Origin of the sequence: Streptomyces sp. NPDC047072, assembly GCF_040643855.1 — a bacterium.
Taxonomy (GTDB): domain Bacteria; phylum Actinomycetota; class Actinomycetes; order Streptomycetales; family Streptomycetaceae; genus Streptomyces.
The window spans coordinates 37,223-57,451 of record NZ_JBEYVC010000011.1; the positions used below are offsets into that span (position 1 = coordinate 37,223).

A 20,229-nucleotide genomic window follows, 5' to 3' on the forward strand; every position below is an offset into this window, starting at 1 on the left:
ACTCCTGGGTCAGCGGGTGACGAGCACGTCCACGACGGCGGTCGTCCCCTCGGTCACGGCCTTGAGGGCGCGCTCCAGCGCGGGCCCGAGCGCTTCCGGCGCGTCGACCGTCTCGGTGTGCATCCCGAACGGCTCGGCGAACGCGGCCAGTCGGGGCAGCCGGTGCAGATCGGTGCCGAGCCACTCGCCGGTCTCGGCGGCGGCGCCCTCGGGGTAGAAGCGGCGGTGGTTGAGGTTCATGGACTTGTAGACGCGGTTGTTGAACACCACGATCAGCAGCGGGAGTTCGAATGCGTGGGAGGCGTCGTACGACGGGACGACCGGGTTGTAGACGAAGGCGCCGTCGCCGATGGTGAGCACCACCGGCCGCTCCCGCGCGGCGAGTTTGACGCCGAGCGCCACGGCGATGCCCTGACCGAGCCCGCCCTGCACGTAGAAGTACGAGTCGGGGGCGGAGACTTGAAGGTGCCGCTTGACGATCCGGCTGTGCGTGATGGTCTCGTCGACGACGATGCCGTCCCGGCCGTCGAGCAGCCCTCGGAGCGTCGCCGCGACCAACACCGGGTCGATTCCCTCGACTTGGGCCGAGGCCTTCGTCTCGGCGCCGGCGATCGCGGCCGACTCCGCCGCGTGCCGCTCCTCCTGAGCCCGACGGCGTACGGTGACCGCCGCCTCGTCGAGGTCCTTGGCCCGCTTGGTGAGCTGCCGGAGGGTGTGGGCGACGTTGCCCTCCAAGTACCGGTCGGCGAAGAGGACTTGGTAGACGACGTGCGGGCGCTGGGGCACCTCGTCGATGACCACGATCCGCGCCTTGGAGGGGCGACGGGACGGCGGGTAGAAGGGGGCGCGGCAGTTGACCAGGAGGATCAGGTCCGCCGTGTCCATCCAGGGGCCGATGTCGCTGCCCGCGTGCAGCGGATGGGTGCGGGGGAAGTTCCCGCAGACCGCCGAGTCCGGCTCGACGACCGGGATGTTCCAGGCCTCGGCGAAGGCGGTCAGCGCCTCGAAGCCGCCCGCCTCACGGCCGGCCGTCTCGGTCACGATCACCGGGTTCGCGGCCTCCCGGATCAGCCGCGCGACCGGGTCGACCTCCTCCGGGGAGCTGTGCGTGGTGCCGGGCGCGGCGATCGGCTTGGCCTCGCGGCCGTCCCACTCCTCCAGCAGGATCTCCAGCGGGATGTTGAGGTACGCCGGTCCCGCGGGCGCCCGCCGGGACAGCTCGGCGGCGCGGGTGATCATCGTAGGAAGGGTGTGGACGCTCGACGCCTCGGTGGACCACTTGGTGAAGGGGCCCGCGACGCCGTGCGGGCCGCCCACGATCGAGAGGTTGCGGTACCACTGGCCGCCGGGGTCCTTGCCGGGGCCGTCGCCGTAGGTGGCGGACTCCGAGGAGGTGACCACCACCGGCACACCGGCGAGCAGGGCGCCGTGAATCGCCATGGAGCCCTGGAGCAGGCCGGGGGCGGCGTGCAGGAGTACGCCCTGGGGACGGCGCATCACGAGTCCGTAGCCCGTGGCCATGCCCACCGCGACCGTCTCGTGGGTGAGGTCCAGGTACCGCGGGCAGGGCTGCCCGTCGCGGTGGTGGCGGGCCAGCGACTCCCATACCGGGGCCCATTCGGACCCCGAGGAGCAGAAGAGGTAGTCGGCGCCGGCGGCGGTGAAGGCGCGGACGACGGCGTCACCGCCGTCCCTGTGCCCGTGCTCGGCGTGTTCGGTGTCGCTCATGTCAGCCCTCGATCGGCCAGTTCAGGACCTCGGAGATCCCGCGTCCCATGATCCATTCGAGTTCCTCGGGCGTGAAGTCCCAGTGCTTGGTGAACTGCTCGATCGTGTCGGTGTAGGTGATGCCGTGGCGGAGGAGCCGGGTGATGTCGGTGCCGTAGAAGCAGCGCTGCGGGCCCATCCTGTCGACCATCTCGCGCACGTACTTCTGGATGTTGTTGTTCGGGAAGGGCTGGGTGGAGTAGCCCGGGAGCGCGGAGACCTTGACGTAGATGTTCGGGTGGACGTGCAGGTCGGCGGTCTCCTGGGCCCAGTAGCCGATCGCGTCGTCCACGCAGCGGGCCATGATGCCCATGTGGTCGATGATGATCCTCAGCTCGGGGTGCTTCCCGGCGATCTCGCCCAACTCCCGCTTCCAGATGGGCGCGTGGACCATCGTGGGGATGCGCAGCTCCTCGGCGAGCGGCCAGTACCAGTCGTTGGTGCCGTCGATCATCCAGTTGCGGTCGACGGGGCGGTGGAAGGTGAGGCGGGTGCCTTTGACGTGCGGGTTCTGGGCGAAGTCCTTGAGCATGGCCTTGCCCTCTTCGGGCTTGTTCTGCGGGATGCGCGCCATGATCCCGAAGCGGTCGGGGTGCGCCTCGCAGGCCTCCAGGGCGTAGTCGATGCGGTCGCCCTCCCAGGACGGCGGCAGGATCAGCGCGCGGTTGACGCCGGCCTCGTCCATCAGCTCCAGGGCCTCCTCGTAGGAGAAGGGGTCCTCGCGGTGGCCGTTGAGGCGGATGCGCTCGCGCGCGCCCGGCACCCAGGGGCGGTCCGGAGTCTCTTCCTTCCAGATGTGGATCTGGGTGTCGACGACGAACATGTCTTCAACTCTTTTCGTAGGGAGGGATGGTGGGGTGGTGCGGACCGAACGCTAGGCGGGCGGTGGGGAGTTGCGGAGTCCCCTGGAGCGCAACCAGTACGTGCGCCGTACGCAGGGAACTCTCAGTCGCCGAAGACGACTTCGACGATGTGCTCGGCGATCGCCAGGGCGGCCGTCGCGGCGGGCGAGGGCGCGTTGCGCACGGCGGTGACGCGGCCGACCCGGTGGAGGCGGAAGTCGTCGAGGAGGGTGCCGTCGCGGTCCAGCGCCTGGGCGCGTACGCCCGCCCCGCCGCGGACGACGTCCTTCACGGAGACCTCGGGCAGGTACCGCCGGGCGTCCTTCATGAAGGCCGTGGCGGAGAAGGAGCCGCGGTACTCCCTGATTCCCGTACGCCAGTGCTGAGCCGCCATCTTCCACGTGCCGGGGTAGGCCGCGAGGCCGAGGAGGTCCCTCGGGGAGACCCTGGTCCGGGTGTAGCCCTCCCTCGCGAGGGCGAGGACGGCGTTGGGGCCGATCTCGACGGAGCCGTCCACCCGCGGGGTGAAGTGCACGCCGAGGAACGGGTACCGGGGATCCGGCACCGGGTAGATCAACCCCCGCACCAGGTCCGCCCGTTCGGGCCGGAGCAGCATGTACTCACCCCGGAAGGGGACAATCCGAGGCTCCCGTTTGTCCTGGGCGAGTCCCGCGACCGTGTCGGACTGGAGGCCCGCGCACAGGATCAGCCGGTCCACACGGACCCGTTCCTGCCCGGAGGCCACCTCGATGCCACCGGGCACGCTCGTGATCGACGTGACCGGGAAGCCGACCCTCACCTCGCCGCCCGAGTCGACGACGTCCTTGGCGAAAGCCCGGGCGATCGCCGGGTAGTCGGTGATCGCGGTGCGCGGGGAGTGCAGGGCGGCGATCCCGCCGGCGTGCGGTTCGATCTCGCGGAGCTCCTCGCGGGAGATCTTCCTGAGGTCGGGCACGTGGTTGTTGCGGGCCCGGTCGTAGAGGTCGTGCATCCGGCCGAGTTCGTCCTCGCGTACGGCCACGACGAGCTTGCCGATCTCGTTGTACGGCAGTCCGCGGTCCTGGCAGTACGCGCGCAGGAGGGAGACCCCGCGGACCGTGAGCTGCGCCTTGAGGCTGCCCGGCGCGTAGTAGATGCCGGCGTGCACGACCCCCGAGTTGTGGCCGGTCTGGTGGAGCGCGACCTCCCGCTCCTTCTCCAGGACGACGACCCGGGTGCCGGGGCGGCTCAGGGCGATCTCGCGGGCCGTGGCCAGGCCCACGATGCCGGCGCCGACGATGCCGACGGTCTCGTCAGCCACGAGTGGGCTCCCCCAGGTGGATCGCCACCGTCTTGACGCGGGTGGAGAAGCGGAGCACCTCGTCGCCCTGCTCCTTGTAGGCGGTCCCGGAGTCGCGGAAGCCACCGAAGGGCAGGTGGACGTCCCAGCCGGTGGTGGTCGAGTTGACCGCGACCTGCCCGCACTCGACGTCGTCCACGAAGCGGTGGGCGGCGGCGAGGTCGCGGGTGAAGACGGCCGCCGCGAGGCCGAAGTCGGAGTCGTTGACCGCCGCCACCGCCTCGGTGAAGCCCTCCACGGCACGGACCGCGAGGACCGGTCCGAAGACCTCCTCGCGCCAGATCGCCATCGCGGGGGTGACCTCGGCGAGGACGGTCGGCCTGACGTAGCAGCCGTGGGCGCGGTCGCCGTCGGTGTCGGCCTCGCCGCCGGTGAGGACGGTGGCGCCCTGTTCCTTCGCACGCGCGAGGTCGGCGAGGACGGAGTCGCGCTGCTTCGGGCTCGACAGGGGGCACAGGGTGGTCGCCGGGTCGGTGCCGGGGCCCACGGTGAGCTTCTCGACCTCGGCGACCAGCAGCCGCGTGAACTCCTCGTACACCGGCTGCTCCACGACGACCCGGCTGGTGGCGGTGCAGCGCTGTCCGGCCTGGCCGAAGGAGGCGGCGACGACGGCCTTCGCGGCGGCCGGCAGATCGGCGTCGCGCAGGACGACCGAGGCGTTCTTGCCGCCGAGTTCGCCCTGGAAGCGGACGTTGCGGTCGGCGAGACGGCGGCGGATGCGGTTGCCGACGGCGTTGGAGCCGGTGAAGGTGATGCCGATGATTCGGGGGTCGTCGAGGAGGGCCTCCTCGATCTCGGCCGTACGGCCGGTGACGACGTTGAGGACACCGGCGGGCAGGCCCGCGTCGTGCAGGGCGCGCGCGAAGTGCAGGCCGGACAGGGGCGTCTCGGTGGCCGGCTTGAACACGGCCGCGTTGCCCGTCGCGAGCAGGGGGGCGAGCTTGCGGGCCGGGGTGATCAGCGGGTCGTTCCAGGGGCTGATCACGAGGATGACGCCGATGGGTTCGCGCTGGGTGTGGGTGCGGTGGTGCGGGCGTACGTCGTGCAGAAGGGTGCCGTAGCCCTGGCGGGCGAGGCCGGCGTAGTACTCCAGGAAGTCGGCGGCCTTCAGGGTCTCGCCTCTCGCCTCGGCGAGGGTCTTGCCGTTCTCGGCGGTGACGTCGGCGGCGATCTCGTCGACCCGCTCACGGATCAGCCGGGCCGCGTCGACGAGGATCCGGGCACGCTCGAAGGGGCTGGTGCGCTTCCAGACGACGAAGGCGCGCTCGGCGTGGTCGTAGGCGCGGGTGACGTCCTTGGCGGCGAGGGCGGGGATCCGGGCGATCGGGGCGCGGACGTCGGCCGGGTCGTGGACGTCGATCCAGTCGCCGGTCGCCGTCCACTCGCCGCCGACCAGGGTTTCGAGAGTACGCATGCGGTGTACGACACCTCACCTCACGGGGGTGGGACCAGTCCCGGGGCGGCAGACATAGGTTGCGCTGCGCGCGAGCCGCTCATCAGGGGGTTCATGGTGGAATCGGCACACCCACGTCACCCTCCGGAGGCAGAACCATGGCTTTCACCGTCGTCGCCCACTACCGCTGCGAGCCCGCCGACGCGGACACGGTGCGTGCCGCGTTGCTGAAGGCCCGGGAGGGGGCGCGGACCGAGCCGGGCAACCTGATGTACGAGGTGCACACAGTGGTCGACCGGCCGGGTGAGTTCCTGCTGTACGAGCGGTATGTCGACCGGGAGGGATTCGAGGCGCACAAGGTCGCCGAGCACTTCCAGGAGATCGTGGTGGGGGTGGTGTGGCCGTTGCTCTTGGAGCGGACGGTCACGTTCGCGGAGGTGCTTTAGCGGTCGGTACGAAGTGGCATAAGTGCCCAGTACCAGGCTCGCATGGCCCCCGCACGTTCAAGGTCCGTGCCTGTACTCAGCCATGAACGGCCGCGGCCATGAGAGGGGCGAACAACTCCTCCGGCTGACGCGCGAGTTCACGCAGTGGCCGCCTCACCGCGCCGAGCAGGGAGCGCGCCTGCGCTCTGGGCGTCGCCTCCGGTCGATCGACACCGACTCCGAGGAGACGCGCCACCTCCGCCACGCACACGAGAAACGCGCGGTCTCTCTCCGTCTCTTCTGACTTCTCGGCCACAGGAGCATTCTGGCGGGGCCGGTCTCAGGAGGAGGGGCGGGCGAAGCAGTGGAGCCAGCGGGACTCCGCGCTGCGGGAGGTCGTCCGGACGGGTGTCAGGTTCGCGTTCTGGAGGAGTTCCGTGAGCATCGTGCCCGAAATGCGGGCGTAGTAGCGCACGAAGTCCGGTCCTTTGGCCTGCCAGCCCGACGAGTCGTCGAGATGGACACTGACGAAGAGCAGACCCGAGGGCTTCAGTACGCGATGGCATTCGGCCAGTGACCGGGGCATGTGCGGCGGGACGAGGTGATGCAGGACCGCATTCATCCAGAGGCCGTCGAACGAGCGGTCCCGGAAGGGAAGCGCTCGGACATCGCCTTCCAGGAAGTGCGACTTGGGCACCCGGTCGCGCGCCATGCCCAGTAGCTTTTCGGACCGGTCGACGCCGTACACCAGGTGTCCGAGTGAGCTCAGATATTCGACATCGCGACCGTGCCCACATCCGACATCGAGCAGGGACGCACCGCAGGGAATGTGCTCGTCGAAGAAGGTGAGGAGATCCTTCACTTCGTCGATCGAGTCGTTCAGTGCCGCATAACGGGCGGCACAGCGATCATAGGAGGCGATCGTTCCGCGGTAGAACTGATCCGCCTCCTGATCTTCTTCCAATAAGCCGGCGGGAATTATTTTGATCACCTTCCCCTATTGATCTGTTGTCGCAGCGTAGCAACAACACCCGATGATCGCCCTGCCATTGCTCTCATTCATGCCCGTGAGTGGGCGTCAGAGTGCTTGTGCGATTCTCCTGCCACTCGCACGCCTCCAGGAACAGCGCCGTCGCTGCGATGTCGTGCAGCACCGCGCCGTCGGCGAAAACGACCTCGTCCCGCCAGTCGGAACGCACCGAGAATGCCTCCCCTGAACCCTGGACATGCCGCGTGACAAATCGCCGGAAATACTGTGAGGGCAAGGCGCCGCCGGGCGGTCGGAAGAGCATTCCGCGCTCCCCCTCACATGTCCCGACCGTGAAGGAGTGATAAGAGGAACCCTGCACCTCCAGCGCTGCCCTGCGGGTCGCCCAGTCCGCCGGATCGAAGCGGATCCCGGCGTAACCGTCCGCTTTCGTGTGCTGATCCAGCAGGTCCAGGACTCCCGGCCCGATCGTGTTCGGCAGGACGTGCACATGGGCGTGTTCGGTAGGCGCGCATTTCACCCGGCGAGGCAGTAGCGCTCCGGTGCGCCCCGTTCCGTGCTCGAAGGTCAGATACGAGTCCCGACCGAAGCGTTCGGTCAGTCGCAACCCCACCTCGCGGCAGATCTGGTCGAACCTGATCGTTTCGGCCGGCGGCAACAGGGCGGCGGCGAGAATGTGCAGATCCGGAATGACCAGTACGTGCCCGGCGCTCAAGGGAGCCACCTCGGCCAGCAGGAGGTGGTGGTCGACGAGCCGGTGCTGCCGGACGGGCCCGGACTCGGTGGCGCACCGCGCCAACTCCACGTATTCCGTCGTGGGCATTCCGGTGGCGAGCACCTGGCAGAACGTGCACCCTAAATCATCCAACGAAAATCCCCCTCATGTGGTGCGTCGATTTCTGTACTGCTCCGTGGCGAACAGCCCCAGGGGGAGGATGAGGCCGAGCGTGAAATCCTGCCAGGAGAATCTTTCCAGCCCGACGAGCAGGATGCCGAGCAGCGCGGACAGGGAGAGCAGGGCCACGGACCAGTGACGGCCGAAGGCACGGGCGAACCGGGCCCGGCGCTGCGCCCTGATGATCGCGGTCAGCGGTTGGTCGCCGGCGTCGGCCCGCTGGATCACGACCAGGGACGGCGACCAGAAGATCTGGTCGGACGACAGCGCCGGGGAAACGCGCCGCAGATCGGACAGGGCGTTCACGAACGGCGCCACGGACCAGATCGACTCCCCCGACCCACCGTGCACATTGGGCCAGGCACCGCTCGGCAACTGTCCCGAGGCGATGGTCTCGAACGCGCCGGAGAGCAGCTCGGCGGGCGCGCCCTTGGGGTGCCGGAGCAGGGCGGAGGCGGCGAACGCGAGACCGTAGTGCGGCATGACCGTCTGCCAGACCACCGATGCGCCGTTCTGGTCGAGGAATGAGGTGTTGTAGCTCTCCACCCGCGCATCCCGGTCGTCCAGTCTGGTGGTGTCGAGATGGGCGGTGAGCCATTCGAAGGCGGGCACCGTGCGGGTGTCGTTCCACTGCGGACGGAGTTCGAGGATCGTCACCAGGGCGAAGGAGGTGTGCGTCACGGTGGGTGGCCGCCCCGGTGTCTCGCCCCAACCGCCCGACTCTCCGCGCGCGGCCATCAGCCATTCGAGGCCCGTGTTGATCGCGTCCGCATAAGGGTTGAGTTGGTGGAGCGCGCGCAGCCCCAGGCAGGTCAGCCACACCCGGGACGGGCAGCCGACCAGTGAGCCCCAACCGCCGTCGGCGTTCTGGTTGTTCACCAGCCACCCGTACGCCGCTCGGGCGTCCGGGCCGCCGGTGACCAGTCCGGTGCGGGCCGCTCCGATGACGTAGGAGACCCAGCCGGTGGCTTCCATGACGGGATGCCCGAGGCTGGTGTTGGTCGACCATCCGCCGTTCACGCGGGAGTCCGCCGACCGGGCCTGACGCTCGCGCAGAAAACCCAGGCACTCGTCGAAGTGGTCGAAGGGCGCGCCGACGCGTTGGAACATGTCGAGGCCGACGGCTGTGGCCGTGGGGCCGGGGGCAGGCGCGTCCAATTGGTGGTACCACCCGCCGACGCCGGGGGTTGCCCCTGGCCGAAATCGGTTCCGCATAAAAGACAGGGCATTTCCCAATGCCTGTTCCGTGCGGGCTAGATCGATTCCGACGCCGATTGCCGACACCATGAGGCGGGCCCCCGTCCACCTGCTTTTCCCCCAGTTCATTTGAAGGTACTACGCCATGCACGCAGAAGGTAGTGGTCCTTCACTCTTCCCGGGCGGCGGATGTCCGCCCAGGGCGAGAACTAAACTCCAGTTCGATGGGGGATTCGGTGTGCTGAAGAAACTGAGAGGGATGCGTTGCCTGGTGTTCCTGGCGGACGGGTGGGTCAGAACTCGTTGCCCCAGACGTACCGGGCGATCGTCTCGACCAGGACCAGCTTCGTGCGCTGCTGTTCCGCCGTCAGTAGCGGCCGTGTCGCCACGTCTGCGAAGCCCCTCGACGGGGATACCGCGCCGTCCTCCAGGTCCTTGAACTCGGCTGCTGTGTCGAGGCGTTGCATCACCGTGTCGATGGACTCCAGGGCGGGGTTCGTCGCGTCCACCACGCCCAGGCAGAAGTCGCGGTCGTCCGGTAGTGCTCTGAGAAGGGTCGACTCGGCCTCCGTGCCCTGGTCGAAGGGGAGGATCCAGCGGTCGGCCGGGATTTTCTCGTACAGGGCTTCCAGTTGGGAGGGGTCGACTTCGTCCGGGGCCCGCCAGCCGGGGCAGACGGCGATCCTGACGCCCTCGGGGCGGTCGTCCAGGCGTACCGCTTCGGCGTCGACGGCCAGGAGGTCGTCGTCCAGTGAACCGTCCAGCAGCAGTGGGTTGTTGAGCTGGATCAGGCGTACGCCCTTTGTCACCAGCCGTTCTGTTTCCGTCCTGATGATCTCCGCCAGTGCCTCGCCCAACTCCCTGGCCGAGGAAGGGCCTAGGCCCGGTCGATACGTCGTGGCGGCGAGGTAGGCCGGGGACGGGAGCGCCACCTTGGGTGCGATGACCGTCAGTGCGGCCAGCTTCTCCGCCCAGTCCGTGACCAGCGGGCCGTCCGCCTTGGGCAGGGACTCGGCGACCCAGCGGGCCAGTCCGTCGGGCTCCGTCTCGTCCGTACGACGGAAGCCTGACACTCCGTCAAGTACCGCGCTGCGGAAGTCCTCCCGGGGGTAGTCGCCGTCGGTGACGACCGTCGAGCGCAGCTTGCGCTGGTATGCGACCGCGTCCTGGACCGCCTGCTCCACGCCGACGGTGGCGAGGTCGTTCGGGCGGACCAGGCTGCCGTGGTGGTCGATGCGGTAGTTGAAGGTGTCGGCCATGACTCACGCGTCCTTTCCGGAGGGGTTCCCGGAGACACCGGAGGGGGTGCCGGGGACGCCGGAGGGGGTGCCGGGGACGCCGGAGGGGGTGCCGGGGACAGAGGGGTTCCCGGAGGTACCGGCTCGCCGGCCGGAGGTGCCGGCGGGCTTGCCTGCCGCACCGGCGGGTTCGCCGGAGACACCGGCCGGCTCCCCCGCGACCCCCCAAGCCGCGAACTCCAGTTCGTAGCCGAGACCCGCGAGGACCTCTTCCGCGATCCGCTGGTCCTCGTCCGCCGTGCCGCCCGCGATGCCGAGGCCACCGATGATCTCGCCGTCCTTCTTGACCGTGACGCTGCCCTCGGTGGCCATGATCGGCAGGGCGGCGCCCGGGAGCCCCGAGAGCTGGGCGAAGAAGACGGGCTGGCTCTCCTGCCACTTCTTCAGCATCGTGCCGGGACGCTGCATGATCGCCGCGGTGTAGGCCTTGGCGCGGGCGATGTCCGGGGTGAGCGGGCGGGCCCCGTCGGCGCGGCGGATGGCGACGGGGAAGCCGCCGGCGTCCACGACGGCCACGCTCACCGCCTTGCCGAGGGCCTGCGCCCGCTTGTGGGCGGCGTCGACGATCTCCTCGGCGGCGTCCAGGGTCAGAGGGCTGGGGCTCATGCGGCGTCCTTCGGTCCGAGGCTCATGCGGCTTCCTTCGATGTGGTCAGCGTGCGGCGCAGACGGGCGATCGCCGCGTTGTACGGCTCGGGCGTCTCCCAGTACATGGAGTGCGGGGCGCCCTCGACGATCTCCAGGTGGGAGCCGGGCAGCAGTTCGTGGGCGCGGGTCACGGTCTTCACGCTCAGCACCGCGTCCTTCTCACCCGCGAGGAAGACGACCTGGACCCCGGACGCCTGGATCTCCTCCAGGGAGGGCCCGTCGGTGTCGAGGTTGCGCAGGTCCTGCATCCTGGCGACGTTGAACGTGCCCATCTGCTGGAAGAGGAAGGTCAGATCGGGCCGCTCCCGCTGGAACGGCTTCGTGAGCAGCCGGTCGATCACGGGCAGCTTGACGGCCTCGGCGCGGTCGGCGGCGGCCAGTTCCCGCAGCTCGGGGTGGCTGATGCCCCCGAGGGAGTGGCCGAGGACGACGGAGCCCACCCGGTCGGGGCGGGTGAGACCGGCGCGCAGGGCGGCGACGGAACCGATGGACTGGCCGACGAGCATGACGTCGGTGAGATCCTCCGCGTCGAGCACGGCGAGCACGTCACCGGGGAAGTCCTGGCCGTCGAACTCCGAGGAGTCGGACTTGCCGAAGCCGCGCAGGTCGATCGTGACGACCGTGAACTCGTCGCGCAGCGCGGCCACTTGCTGCCACCAGGCGGCGTGATGGCCCCCGCTGCCGTGCACGAAGAGGATCGCCGGGCCGCTGCCGTGGCGCTCGTAATAGATGGCGGTGCCGTCGGAGTCGGCGATGGGCATCGTAATGAACTCCTGTAACTCCCGTACAGATCAGGTCAGTTGGGGCGCTTGCCGTGCCAGACCAGCTCGATCATGGTGTGGTCGGGGTCGTGGATGTAGCAGAACTTCGACTGGTTCTCAGGACGTTGGATCGGCCGGGTGTGCCGGATGCCCAACTCCCCCAGGTGTTCCAGGAACTCGTCCCAGTCGTCGACCTCGACGGCGAAGTGGTAGGGCGCCATGCGCTCCATCTCCTCGACCGGCGTGAAGTGCAGGTCGAAGGTGCCCCGAGTCATCAGCACCACCTTGGTGTTGGACTTGGGCTGGATCCGCTTCATCCCGAAGACCTTCGTGTACCACTCGGCCGTGCGGTCGGGGTCGGTCGTCGGGAAGTTGACGTGGTGGATGTAGCGGGGTTCCTTGCTCATGCTCGATTCCCTTCGAGGTGTACGGGGTTGGACAGCACGCCGATGCCGCTGATCTCGATCTCCACGGTGTCCCCGGGCTCCAGCTGACAGGTCGACTCGGCACCCATCCACAGCACGTCGCCGGGGTGCAGGGTGAGGTGGCGGGTCATCTCGACGATGAAGTCGAAGGGGTCGTGGACCATGTCGCCGGTCGGGAACCGCGCGTGCTCCGCGCCGTTGACCCGGAGCACGGTCGTCTGCGCGAGCGCGTCGACGTCGGTCTCGATCCAGGGGCCCATCGGCTTGAAGGTGTCGCTGTTCTTGCTGCGCCAGAACGTGCGGTCGCTGTGCTGCCAGGTGCGGGCACTGACGTCGTTGCCGATGGTCCAGCCGAAGACGGCCTCGCGCGCCTCCTCGGGGGTGGCGTGCCGGACGGTCCGGCCGATGACGGCGACGAGTTCGGGCTCGGCCTCGAAACGCCCCTCGACCTCGACGGGCTTGACGATGGGCGAACCGTGCCCGGTCAGCGCGTTGTTGGCCCGGTAGCCGACCTCCGGGCGCGCAGGGGTCTCGGCACCGGCGTGGGCGATGTGCCGGGGGTAGTTGTAGCCGACCGCGTAGAAGACGGGCGGCACAACGGGCGGCAGCCATACGGCCGTTGACCGCGATACCGCGCCGATGACCTCCGGTTCGCCTTCGAGGGGAGAGCCGGACAGCAACGAGACGTCCCGCTCCCCCACCCGGCCCCACATCGGCCGTCCGTCGACCGAGACACGCGCGTACCTCATGGCACCAGCAGGTGGGAGACGCGCTTGGTGACCAGGTAGGCGTCCAGCGCCTCCGGGCCGCCCTCCCTGCCGTACCCGCTGTCCTTCACCCCGCCGGAGGGCGCTTCGTGGACCGAGCCGCCGCAGTGGTTGAGGGAGAGGATGCCGGCCTCCAGCTCGTCGGAGAGCCGCTCCGCCGTCGCGGCCGACCTGGTGAACCCGTACGCGGCCAGGCCGTACGGCAGCGCGTTCGCCGTCGCGAGGGCCTCGTCGAGGTCGCCGTAGGAGAGGATCGGGGCGAGGGGGCCGAACGGCTCCTCGTGGAGGAGGTCCGCGTCCTCGGGTACGTCGGTGAGGACGGTCGGCGCGAAGAAGTACCCGGGGCGGTCCGGCCGTTCGCCGCCGGTGAGGACCTTGGCGCCGCGCGCCACGGCGTCGGCGGTGAGCCGCTCCATCGCCTTCAGGCGGCGCTCGTTGGCGAGCGGGCCCATCTTCGTGTCCTCGGCGAGGCCGTCGCCGACGGTCAGGGCCTCCGCCGCCCGTACGAACTCGGCGGTGAAGTCCTCGACCAGGCTCTCGTGGACCAGAAAACGGCTCGGCGAGGTGCAGACCTGGCCCGCGTTGGCGAACTTGGCCTGGGCGGCCTTGCGGGCGGCCTGCACCGGATCGGCGTCGGCGCAGACGATCACCGGGGCGTGGCCGCCCAGTTCCATCAGAGAGGACTTCATGACCTTGCCGGCCTCGGCGGCGAGGAGCTTGCCGACGGGGACCGAGCCGGTGAAGGCGACCAGGCGGGTGACCGGGGAGGCTATCAAGTGGGCGGAAACTTCGGCGGGTTCACCGAAGACGAGGTTGAGGACTCCGGCGGGCAGGCCCGCGTCGGCGTAGCAGCGGACGAGTTCCATCGCCGTGGCCGGGGTCTCCTCGGACGCCTTGATGACGAGCGAGCAGCCGGCCGACAGCGCGGAGGAGATCTTGCGGTTGGGGCCGCCGACGGGGAAGTTCCAGGGGACGAACGCGGCGACGGGGCCGATCGGTTGGCGCCGGACCGTCAGGACGGTGCCGGGCTCCGAGGGGATGATCCGGCCGTAGGCGCGGCGGGCGTCGTCGGCGTGCCAGCGCAGGGTCTCGGCGGTGCGGCGGGCCTCGCCGGTGGACTCGGCGAGGGGCTTGCCCTGCTCCAGGGTGCTGACGCGGCCGATCGCGACCGCCCGTTCGGCGATCAGGTCGGCGGCGGTGTGCAGGATCGCGGTGCGCTCGGCGACGGGCGTCGCGCGCCAGACCCGGAAGCCCTCCTCGGCGGCGCCGAGGGCCCGGTCCAGGTCGGCCGGTGTGGCCAGCGGCACCTCTCCGATCGCTTCCTCGGTGGCCGGGTTCACGATCGGGGCGGTGGTGCCGGATCCGCCGTGGCACCACTCGCCCGCGATGTACATGCGGACGGCGGGGTGGCCGTGGTCGGTGGTCATGAAGGTGTGCCTCTCAGGCGGGGGTCTCCTGATCGCGGTTGGTGCGCAGGGCCCAGATGTGGTGGGGCGGGGTGGTCTCGTGGACGCGGGTCCCGTAGGAGTCGTCGACTCGGTCCATGTCGGCGGCGTACTCGACGCGGCCGCCGCAGGGGGCGTGCAGGAAGCGGAAGACGTTGGAGCCGACGGTGTGCCGGCCGAGCCTGCGGGCCTCCCGCCAGCCGCGCTCGATCATGAAGTTGCCGCCCTCGATCACGTCGTCGAAGCCGGGGACCTCGTAGGCGATGTGGTTGACGCCGGCGCGGTCGGGGCGGTGACAGAGCAGCATGGTGTGCTGGTCGTGATCGCCGGGGGCCTGCATGAAGACGCCCATCGGCTCGACGACGTCGGTGGGCCGGAAGCCGAGGCGTTCGGTGTAGAAGGCGACCGCCTCGTCCTTGCCCTCCTTGGGGATGTTGAGGGCGACATGGCACATGCGCAGGGGGTGGGCGCGGCCCAGCGGCTCCAGGGCGGTGTTCCAACGGTTCACGCTGCCCAGCGTGTTGGTAGGGCGTTGGGCCGGCTCCAAGGCTTTGGGCCGGGCGAGGGTCAGTCCGACGCCGAAGCCGGTCTCGTCCACGGTGTGGTGGACGCCGTCGGCGCTCTCCCGCACCTCGCGGTCCTTGCCGGCCGCGGCCAGCAACCGCTCCAGCTCCTCCCGGGTGTCGACGCCCCAGACGACCTCGCGCAGGGTGGGGCCGGGTTCCACAGGAGGCGGCGACAAGGGCTCGGTGTCCAGACGCAGTGTCTGTCCGGTGCGCGTCTCGAACACCGCGTGCTCGTCGGTCCGCTCCACCAGGAACAGCCCGAAATCGTCGAAGAACCGCACGCATTCGTCGATGTCGTCCACACCATACGTGACCGATTCGATTCTCTGGATTCCCATGGACTCCTCGTTTCCGGGTCGCTTCGTGAGCGTAGGTTTCGGCGGGCGAGCGTCTCAATGACCCGAGCTCCACGAGGTGTGCAATCGTTTCTTGCGAGCCCCGGCAGGTATCAGGAACCGATCGCAGGGATGGGATTCCGTGCGAACCACTCGCTGAGGAAGTCCAGGAAGACGCTCACCTTGCGCGGGGTGTCCCGTCCGGGGCCGTAGATCGCGTACAGCGGCCGGTCGGGTACGGCCAGGTCGGGCAGCAGCACCTGGAGCGCGCCGGAGACGAGGTCGTCGTAGGCCGGACGCTGCGGGAGCAGGGCGAGGCCCCGGCCGTGCACCGCGGCCTTCTGGAGCGCGATGTAGGAGTTGGACGAGAACGCGATGTTGCGGATCTTGTGCAGGGTGCTCGCGTGTCCGTGTCCGATCCGCCAGACCGGGTCGTTCACGTGCACCAGACAGTCGTGCTGGGCCAGGTCGTTCGGGTGGGCGAGGGTGCCGTGCCGGTCGATGTACGCCTTCGAGGCGCACAGCACGAACGGCAGCGAGGAGACCTTCTTCAGGCGGACGCTCGAATCCCTCAGGTCCCTGGTGTGAAAGGCGATGTCGAATCCGCCGTCCAGGAAGTCGTAGGTCCGGTCGGACATTCCGCCGAGTTCGAAACGGATCTGGATTTTGGGATGCGCGGCGGAAAACGCGGCGATGGCGTCCCCGAGATCCAGGCTGCCTATCCATTTCGGGCAGATGATGCTGAGTGTGCCTTCGGCGCGGTCGTGCGACTGGGCGATTCCGGCGTCCTCGGCCTCGATCTCGTCCAGGATGCGCGTGGCGAAGTCGGCGTACCGCCGGCCCGGCTCGGTGAGGCTCACCGAGCGGGCCGTGCGGTTGACCAGGCGGACGCCCACCTGCCGTTCCAGCTCGGCGACGTGCCGGGAGACCAGGGAGCCCGAGGAGCCCAGCTTCTTGGCGGCCCCGCTGAAGCTGCCCACCTGGGCGACGGTGACGAAGCTGTGCATGAGGAGCAGGCGGTCCATGGGGGCTCCTTACTCGGGGCAGTACTGGGGCGCTTCGTCGACGGTGTCCTCGGTGGCCAAGACAAGAGGAATGTTGGCAATCTTGTCAACGGTTGTGTCCTTGTCGAGCAGGCCGAGGGTGTTCTTCACGGCGGTCTGCCCGATGGTCATCGCGGAGTTGGCGACGGTCGCCGAGAACTGTCCGTCCTTCACCGCGGCCAGCCCTTCCTCGGTGCCGTTCATCGTGACGATCCTGACGTCCTTCGCCCCGGCCGCGTCGAAGGCCTTGCGGACGGCGAAGGCCATCTCCTCGTTGGCGACGAAGGCGTAGTCGAGGTCGGGCTGGGCCTGGATCATGTTCTCGGCGACGTCCTGGGCCTTGGCCGGGTTGAACATGCCGGGCTGGTTCGCGACGACCTTCGCGGTGGCGGGCAGGGCGCTCTTGAAGCCGCCCACCAGCAGGTCGGAGGCGGCGCCGGGGGCACCGGCGACGATGCCGACCTTGACGTCCCTGCCCGCGGCGTCCTTCTCGATCCACTGCGCGTCCAGGGCGCCGGCTTTCTTGAGGTCGACGACGGCCGCGCCGAGGACGTCGGACATGTCGGAGGGGGCGACGGAGGTCAGGTAGATCGGGATGCCCGCGCTCTTCGCCTTGGCGATGTCCCCTTCCAGGGCGTCCACGTTGACGGTCTGGACGATCAGCGCGTCCACGTTCCGGGCGATCATGTCCTCGATGTTGGACAGCTCGGTCGCCGCGTCCTGCTTGGAGTTGGCCGTGTAGACGGTGGCCTTCTCCGTCTTCGCCGTCTGCTCCACGGCCTTGAGGAGGCACTGGTGGAAGGTGGTATTGGCGCCGTTGACGAACCCGAGGGTGACCGAGCCCTCGACGTCGCCCCCGGCGTCGGACTCGGAGCCGCAGCCGGAGAGCACGAGAGCGGCGACGCCGGCGAGTGATATCGCGGTGGCGCGGCGGGAGTTGGGCAGCATGGGATGACCTTTCCTGCGTCGTTGAAGAGAAGGTGGGGGGCGGTTTCGGTACGGCGCTAATGTCCCGGGACAGGCCTGCGCTGCACCTCGTTGATCACGGCGGCGACGAGCAGCACCCCGCCGGTGACGACGAACTGGTAGTAGCTGTTGACCTGGAGCAGGTTGAGGGCGTTGGCGACGACCCCGAGCAGCACCACGCCGAGCACGGTCCCTACGACGGTCCCGTGGCCGCCGGCGAGCGAGGTGCCGCCGATGACGACCGCGGCGACGGCGGTCAACTGCAGTTGCAGGCCGCCGGTGTTGGGGGCGGCGGCCCCGAGGCGGGAGAGCAGCATCAGGCCCGCGAGTCCGGCCAGGGCCCCGGCGAGGGCGTACAGGGCGAGTTTGCGGCCGGAGACGTTGATGCCGCTGAGCCGGGCCACGTGTTCGTTGCCGCCCATCGCGAAGGCGTCCCGGCCGAAGGTGGTGAAGCGCAGGGCGAGACCGATGGCCGCGAGGACGAGTACCGCGACGACGCACAGGTAGGGGATGCCGAGCACCTTGTCGTTGCCGAGGGCCCACATCCGCTGCCCGATGGTGACGGACTCGCCGTCCAGGACGAGCAGGGCGACGCCGTCGAGGAGCATCGCGGAGGCGAGGGTGGCGACGAAGGGCGCGACCCGGGTGAAGGTCACGACGAGGCCGTTGACCAGGCCGATCAGGGTGGCCAGCAGCAGGGTGAGCACGACAGTGACGGATGTCGGCCTGCCGTCGTGCAGCAGGGTCGCGCCCACCGACACGGTCACCGCCGCGTTGCTGCCCATGGAGAAGTCCATGCCGCCCGCGGTCATCAGCAGGGTGAGCCCGGCCGCGATGACGGCGGTCACGCTGATCTGCCTCAGGACGTTGAGGAGATTCTGCGAGGTGGTGAAGGAGTCCGCCTGGACGGCGGTGAATACGGCGACCAGGACGAGGACGACGACGAGTCCGCCGTGCGGGAGGTGCAGCAGGGCCCGGGCGGGGCTGCGGGACGCGGTCGGCTCGTCGGCCAACTCGGGTGCGGCCGAAGGGGTCTTGAGGCTCACTGCGGCTGACCTCCGAGGGCGGTGGCGACGAGTGCGTCGCGGGTGATGGCGGTGATGTCGTGCTCGGCGACGGTGCGGCCGGCGCTCACGACGACGACCCGGTCCGCCAGGCGCATGACCTCCTCGGCGGAGGAGGAGGCGAGCAGGACGGCCACGCCCCGGGAGGCGAGGTCGTCGAGGAGGGTGTGGATGTCGGCCATGGCGGCGACGTCGACCCCGTTGGTGGGGTCCTCCAGGAAGCAGGCGACCGGGTCGGTCTCCAGCCATTTGCCGAGCAGGACCTTCTGCTGGTTGCCGCCGGACAGCGCGCCCACGGGCGGGTTGCCGGTGAGGGCGACCACGCCGTAGCTCTCCCGCAACGGGGCGGCGCGGCGGGCGAGTTCACCCCGGCGGTGCAGTCGGCGGCGGGCGAAGCGGTCGCCGGCCAGCATCAGGTTCTCGTCGAGGGACAGCCCCGGTATGAGGCCCAGGGTGCGGCGGTCGCCGGTGACGCAGCGCAGTCCGCCGGCGAGCGAGGCGCGGACACTGCCGAAGGGGACGGCACCGCCGTCGACGTACAACTCCCCGCTCTCTGGCCGCTGTCGGCCGGACAGCAGGTCGAACAGGCGGGACTGGGCGTCCCCGGCGGGGCCGAGGACGGCGACGATCTCACCCCTGCGGACCTCGACGGTGAAGTCCCGGACGGCCCGGCCCTGGGTCAACCCCCGTATGACAAGGCCGTGTTCGTCCTTGGGCGTGGGCCGCTCGGGGCGCCGCGAGACGACGTCCCGGCCGACCATGGCGCGCACCAGCGCGGCCGGGTCCAGCTCGGTGGCCGGGGCGCTGGTGACGACCGCTCCGTCGCGCAGGACGGTGAGGCGGTCGGCGACGGCCATGACCTCGTCGATGTAGTGCGAGATGTAGACGACGGCGACCCCGTCGTCGCGCAGGGTGCGCACCAGCGAGCGGATGCGGTCGGCGTGCCGGGCGCTGAGGCAGGCGGTGGGTTCGTCGAGGATCAGGATCCGGCCGCCGCGGCGCACCTCACGGGCCACCTCGACCATGGTCTGCTCGGCGACGGTGAGGGTGCCGGCGATCCGCGCCACGTCGATGTCGATGCCGAGCCCGTCGAGGGCCGCGCGGGCCTGTTCGCGTACGGCCTTCCAGTGGACGGTACCGGCGCGGGTGGGCAGGTCGCCCAGCAGGACGTTCTCGGCGACGGTCAACCCGGTTGCCAGTTCCCGGCGTTGCGGGACGCAGGCGATGCCGAGCCTGCGGGCCTTGCGGACGGTCAGCCCCGAGTGGGCTCTGCCGTTCACCTCGACGGTGCCGCCGTCGGCCTGGTGCACCCCCGAAAGCACCTGCACCAGCGTCGACTTGCCCGCGCCGTTCATGCCCATCAGCGCGTGGATCTCGCCCGGGTACAGGTCGAGGTCGACGCCCTTGAGGGCGGCGGCTCCGCCGAAGCTCTTGGTGACGCCCCGGACACGCAGCACCGGGGTCATGGCCGGTCGCCCTCGGGTGTCACCCGGCCGTAGCCGCGGATGTCCGGGAACGGGGGCTCCTTGTCGGCCTGGAGGTCCACCTGGAAGGTGTTGAGGCACATGCCGAGCATGGTGAAGTTGCCGAGCGCGCCGATGGTGTCGACCAGGCCCTTGGCGCCGAAGTGTTCCAGGGCGGCGGCGAAGGTGTCGTCGGTGACGAAGTGCTCGTCGAGGATCTCCCGGCAGAAGCGGTAGAAGGCCTGGTCCGCCGGGTTCTCGAAGACGGCCTCGCGCCTCTCTGCGATCGCCTTGACCGCGGCCTCCGGGATGCCCGCCTCGACCGCCTGGTGGACGTGGGCGTTCCACGAGTACTGGGCGTCCCAGGTGCGGGCGGCCATCAGCAGCGCCAGCTCGCGCAGGTGCTTCGGCAGGGAGCAGTCGAAGCGGGCGAACGCGCCCAGCGACTCGGCGCGTTCGCACATCTCGGGGCTGTGCAGCCACACCCGGAACGGCCCACGGACGGCACCACGGCGACCGGCGATTCGGGCGGCCAACTCCTGCTGTCGCGGGGTCATTTCCTCATCGCTGAGAACGGGGAGCCTCATGGGGCCGATACCTGCC

The 20,229-nt window shown here is 69.7% G+C and carries 19 protein-coding genes and 1 pseudogene; 1 reads left to right on the forward strand and 19 read right to left on the reverse strand.

Translation table 11 applies throughout. The features are described 5' to 3' along the window. Positions 1-9 precede the first annotated feature (9 nt). The 4 genes from ABZ896_RS07340 to ABZ896_RS07355 all read right to left on the reverse strand — a co-directional run bounded on the left by ABZ896_RS07340 (position 10) and on the right by ABZ896_RS07355 (position 5,362). Positions 10-1,728 (reverse strand): thiamine pyrophosphate-dependent enzyme, encoded by a 1,719-nt coding sequence (locus tag ABZ896_RS07340; protein ID WP_360923305.1) that lies wholly within the window; start codon positions 1,726-1,728, stop codon positions 10-12. 1 nt (position 1,729) lies between these two features. After that, entirely contained in the window at positions 1,730-2,590 is an 861-nt protein-coding gene (locus ABZ896_RS07345) for an amidohydrolase family protein (protein ID WP_360923308.1), read from the reverse strand. Positions 2,591-2,712: 122 nt separating this feature from the next. Further along, positions 2,713-3,909 (reverse strand): L-2-hydroxyglutarate oxidase, encoded by a 1,197-nt coding sequence (gene lhgO, locus ABZ896_RS07350; RefSeq protein WP_360923311.1) that lies wholly within the window; start codon positions 3,907-3,909, stop codon positions 2,713-2,715. Beyond that, positions 3,902-5,362, reverse strand: coding sequence for an aldehyde dehydrogenase family protein (locus ABZ896_RS07355; protein ID WP_360923314.1), 1,461 nt, complete (start codon positions 5,360-5,362; stop codon positions 3,902-3,904). The genes lhgO and ABZ896_RS07355 overlap by 8 nt, the downstream gene beginning before the upstream one ends. A gap of 137 nt (positions 5,363-5,499) precedes the next feature. Between ABZ896_RS07355 and ABZ896_RS07360 the strand changes: the two genes are divergently transcribed. Further along, on the forward strand, positions 5,500-5,787 hold the full coding sequence (locus ABZ896_RS07360; RefSeq protein ID WP_360923317.1) for a putative quinol monooxygenase: 288 nt from the start codon (positions 5,500-5,502) through the stop codon (positions 5,785-5,787). Positions 5,788-6,106: 319 nt separating this feature from the next. On the opposite strand, the gene ABZ896_RS07365 is transcribed toward ABZ896_RS07360, so the two are convergent. From ABZ896_RS07365 to ABZ896_RS07435, 15 genes and pseudogenes are all read right to left on the reverse strand, one after another. After that, positions 6,107-6,757 carry a class I SAM-dependent methyltransferase gene (locus ABZ896_RS07365; protein ID WP_360923320.1) on the reverse strand — a complete coding sequence of 217 codons (651 nt, stop codon included), beginning with the start codon at positions 6,755-6,757 and terminating at the stop codon, positions 6,107-6,109. 64 nt (positions 6,758-6,821) lie between these two features. After that, positions 6,822-7,592 carry a hypothetical protein gene (locus ABZ896_RS07370; RefSeq protein WP_360923323.1) on the reverse strand — a complete coding sequence of 257 codons (771 nt, stop codon included), beginning with the start codon at positions 7,590-7,592 and terminating at the stop codon, positions 6,822-6,824. 42 nt (positions 7,593-7,634) lie between these two features. After that, positions 7,635-8,807: a prenyltransferase/squalene oxidase repeat-containing protein gene (locus ABZ896_RS07375; RefSeq protein WP_360923326.1), complete on the reverse strand. Its 1,173-nt coding sequence runs from the start codon at positions 8,805-8,807 to the stop codon at positions 7,635-7,637. A 332-nt stretch (positions 8,808-9,139) separates the two neighbouring features. After that, entirely contained in the window at positions 9,140-10,105 is a 966-nt protein-coding gene (locus ABZ896_RS07380; protein WP_360923329.1) for a methionine synthase II (cobalamin-independent)-like protein, read from the reverse strand. A 180-nt stretch (positions 10,106-10,285) separates the two neighbouring features. Beyond that, positions 10,286-10,750, reverse strand: a pseudogene (locus ABZ896_RS07385) (heme-binding protein); the annotation flags it as partial. A gap of 22 nt (positions 10,751-10,772) precedes the next feature. Beyond that, positions 10,773-11,552: an alpha/beta hydrolase gene (locus tag ABZ896_RS07390; protein WP_360923332.1), complete on the reverse strand. Its 780-nt coding sequence runs from the start codon at positions 11,550-11,552 to the stop codon at positions 10,773-10,775. 35 nt (positions 11,553-11,587) lie between these two features. Beyond that, on the reverse strand, positions 11,588-11,959 hold the full coding sequence (locus tag ABZ896_RS07395) for a VOC family protein (protein ID WP_360923335.1): 372 nt from the start codon (positions 11,957-11,959) through the stop codon (positions 11,588-11,590). Then, positions 11,956-12,726: a fumarylacetoacetate hydrolase family protein gene (locus ABZ896_RS07400; RefSeq protein WP_360923338.1), complete on the reverse strand. Its 771-nt coding sequence runs from the start codon at positions 12,724-12,726 to the stop codon at positions 11,956-11,958. The genes ABZ896_RS07395 and ABZ896_RS07400 overlap by 4 nt, the downstream gene beginning before the upstream one ends. Then, positions 12,723-14,171 (reverse strand): NAD-dependent succinate-semialdehyde dehydrogenase, encoded by a 1,449-nt coding sequence (locus ABZ896_RS07405; RefSeq protein WP_360923341.1) that lies wholly within the window; start codon positions 14,169-14,171, stop codon positions 12,723-12,725. The genes ABZ896_RS07400 and ABZ896_RS07405 overlap by 4 nt, the downstream gene beginning before the upstream one ends. A 13-nt stretch (positions 14,172-14,184) precedes the next feature. Beyond that, positions 14,185-15,093: a VOC family protein gene (locus ABZ896_RS07410; RefSeq protein ID WP_360923344.1), complete on the reverse strand. Its 909-nt coding sequence runs from the start codon at positions 15,091-15,093 to the stop codon at positions 14,185-14,187. Positions 15,094-15,203: 110 nt separating this feature from the next. Beyond that, positions 15,204-16,115 (reverse strand): LysR family transcriptional regulator, encoded by a 912-nt coding sequence (locus ABZ896_RS07415; RefSeq protein ID WP_360923347.1) that lies wholly within the window; start codon positions 16,113-16,115, stop codon positions 15,204-15,206. Positions 16,116-16,124: 9 nt separating this feature from the next. Then, positions 16,125-17,081, reverse strand: coding sequence for a sugar ABC transporter substrate-binding protein (locus ABZ896_RS07420; protein WP_360923350.1), 957 nt, complete (start codon positions 17,079-17,081; stop codon positions 16,125-16,127). 56 nt (positions 17,082-17,137) lie between these two features. After that, positions 17,138-18,145: an ABC transporter permease gene (locus ABZ896_RS07425; protein ID WP_360923353.1), complete on the reverse strand. Its 1,008-nt coding sequence runs from the start codon at positions 18,143-18,145 to the stop codon at positions 17,138-17,140. After that, the gene (locus ABZ896_RS07430; protein WP_360923356.1) at positions 18,142-19,629 is read right to left on the reverse strand and encodes a sugar ABC transporter ATP-binding protein; all 1,488 of its coding nucleotides are present in this window, start codon (positions 19,627-19,629) and stop codon (positions 18,142-18,144) included. The genes ABZ896_RS07425 and ABZ896_RS07430 overlap by 4 nt, the downstream gene beginning before the upstream one ends. Continuing rightward, positions 19,626-20,183, reverse strand: coding sequence for a carboxymuconolactone decarboxylase family protein (locus ABZ896_RS07435; RefSeq protein ID WP_360923358.1), 558 nt, complete (start codon positions 20,181-20,183; stop codon positions 19,626-19,628). The genes ABZ896_RS07430 and ABZ896_RS07435 overlap by 4 nt, the downstream gene beginning before the upstream one ends. Positions 20,184-20,229: the final 46 nt, after the last annotated feature.

What these genes read in the sequence shown, in the direction of transcription:
- ABZ896_RS07340 (WP_360923305.1), bottom strand. Translation starts at nt 1,728, where the DNA reads ATGAGCGACACCGAACACGCCGAGCACGGGCACAGGGACGGCGGTGAC.
- ABZ896_RS07345 (WP_360923308.1), bottom strand. Translation starts at nt 2,590, where the DNA reads ATGTTCGTCGTCGACACCCAGATCCACATCTGGAAGGAAGAGACTCCG.
- ABZ896_RS07355 (WP_360923314.1), bottom strand. Translation starts at nt 5,362, where the DNA reads ATGCGTACTCTCGAAACCCTGGTCGGCGGCGAGTGGACGGCGACCGGC.
- ABZ896_RS07360 (WP_360923317.1), top strand. Translation starts at nt 5,500, where the DNA reads ATGGCTTTCACCGTCGTCGCCCACTACCGCTGCGAGCCCGCCGACGCG.
- ABZ896_RS07380 (WP_360923329.1), bottom strand. Translation starts at nt 10,105, where the DNA reads ATGGCCGACACCTTCAACTACCGCATCGACCACCACGGCAGCCTGGTC.
- ABZ896_RS07390 (WP_360923332.1), bottom strand. Translation starts at nt 11,552, where the DNA reads ATGCCCATCGCCGACTCCGACGGCACCGCCATCTATTACGAGCGCCAC.
- ABZ896_RS07395 (WP_360923335.1), bottom strand. Translation starts at nt 11,959, where the DNA reads ATGAGCAAGGAACCCCGCTACATCCACCACGTCAACTTCCCGACGACC.
- ABZ896_RS07400 (WP_360923338.1), bottom strand. Translation starts at nt 12,726, where the DNA reads ATGAGGTACGCGCGTGTCTCGGTCGACGGACGGCCGATGTGGGGCCGG.
- ABZ896_RS07405 (WP_360923341.1), bottom strand. Translation starts at nt 14,171, where the DNA reads ATGACCACCGACCACGGCCACCCCGCCGTCCGCATGTACATCGCGGGC.
- ABZ896_RS07410 (WP_360923344.1), bottom strand. Translation starts at nt 15,093, where the DNA reads ATGGGAATCCAGAGAATCGAATCGGTCACGTATGGTGTGGACGACATC.
- ABZ896_RS07415 (WP_360923347.1), bottom strand. Translation starts at nt 16,115, where the DNA reads ATGGACCGCCTGCTCCTCATGCACAGCTTCGTCACCGTCGCCCAGGTG.
- ABZ896_RS07420 (WP_360923350.1), bottom strand. Translation starts at nt 17,081, where the DNA reads ATGCTGCCCAACTCCCGCCGCGCCACCGCGATATCACTCGCCGGCGTC.
- ABZ896_RS07430 (WP_360923356.1), bottom strand. Translation starts at nt 19,629, where the DNA reads ATGACCCCGGTGCTGCGTGTCCGGGGCGTCACCAAGAGCTTCGGCGGA.
- ABZ896_RS07435 (WP_360923358.1), bottom strand. Translation starts at nt 20,183, where the DNA reads ATGACCCCGCGACAGCAGGAGTTGGCCGCCCGAATCGCCGGTCGCCGT.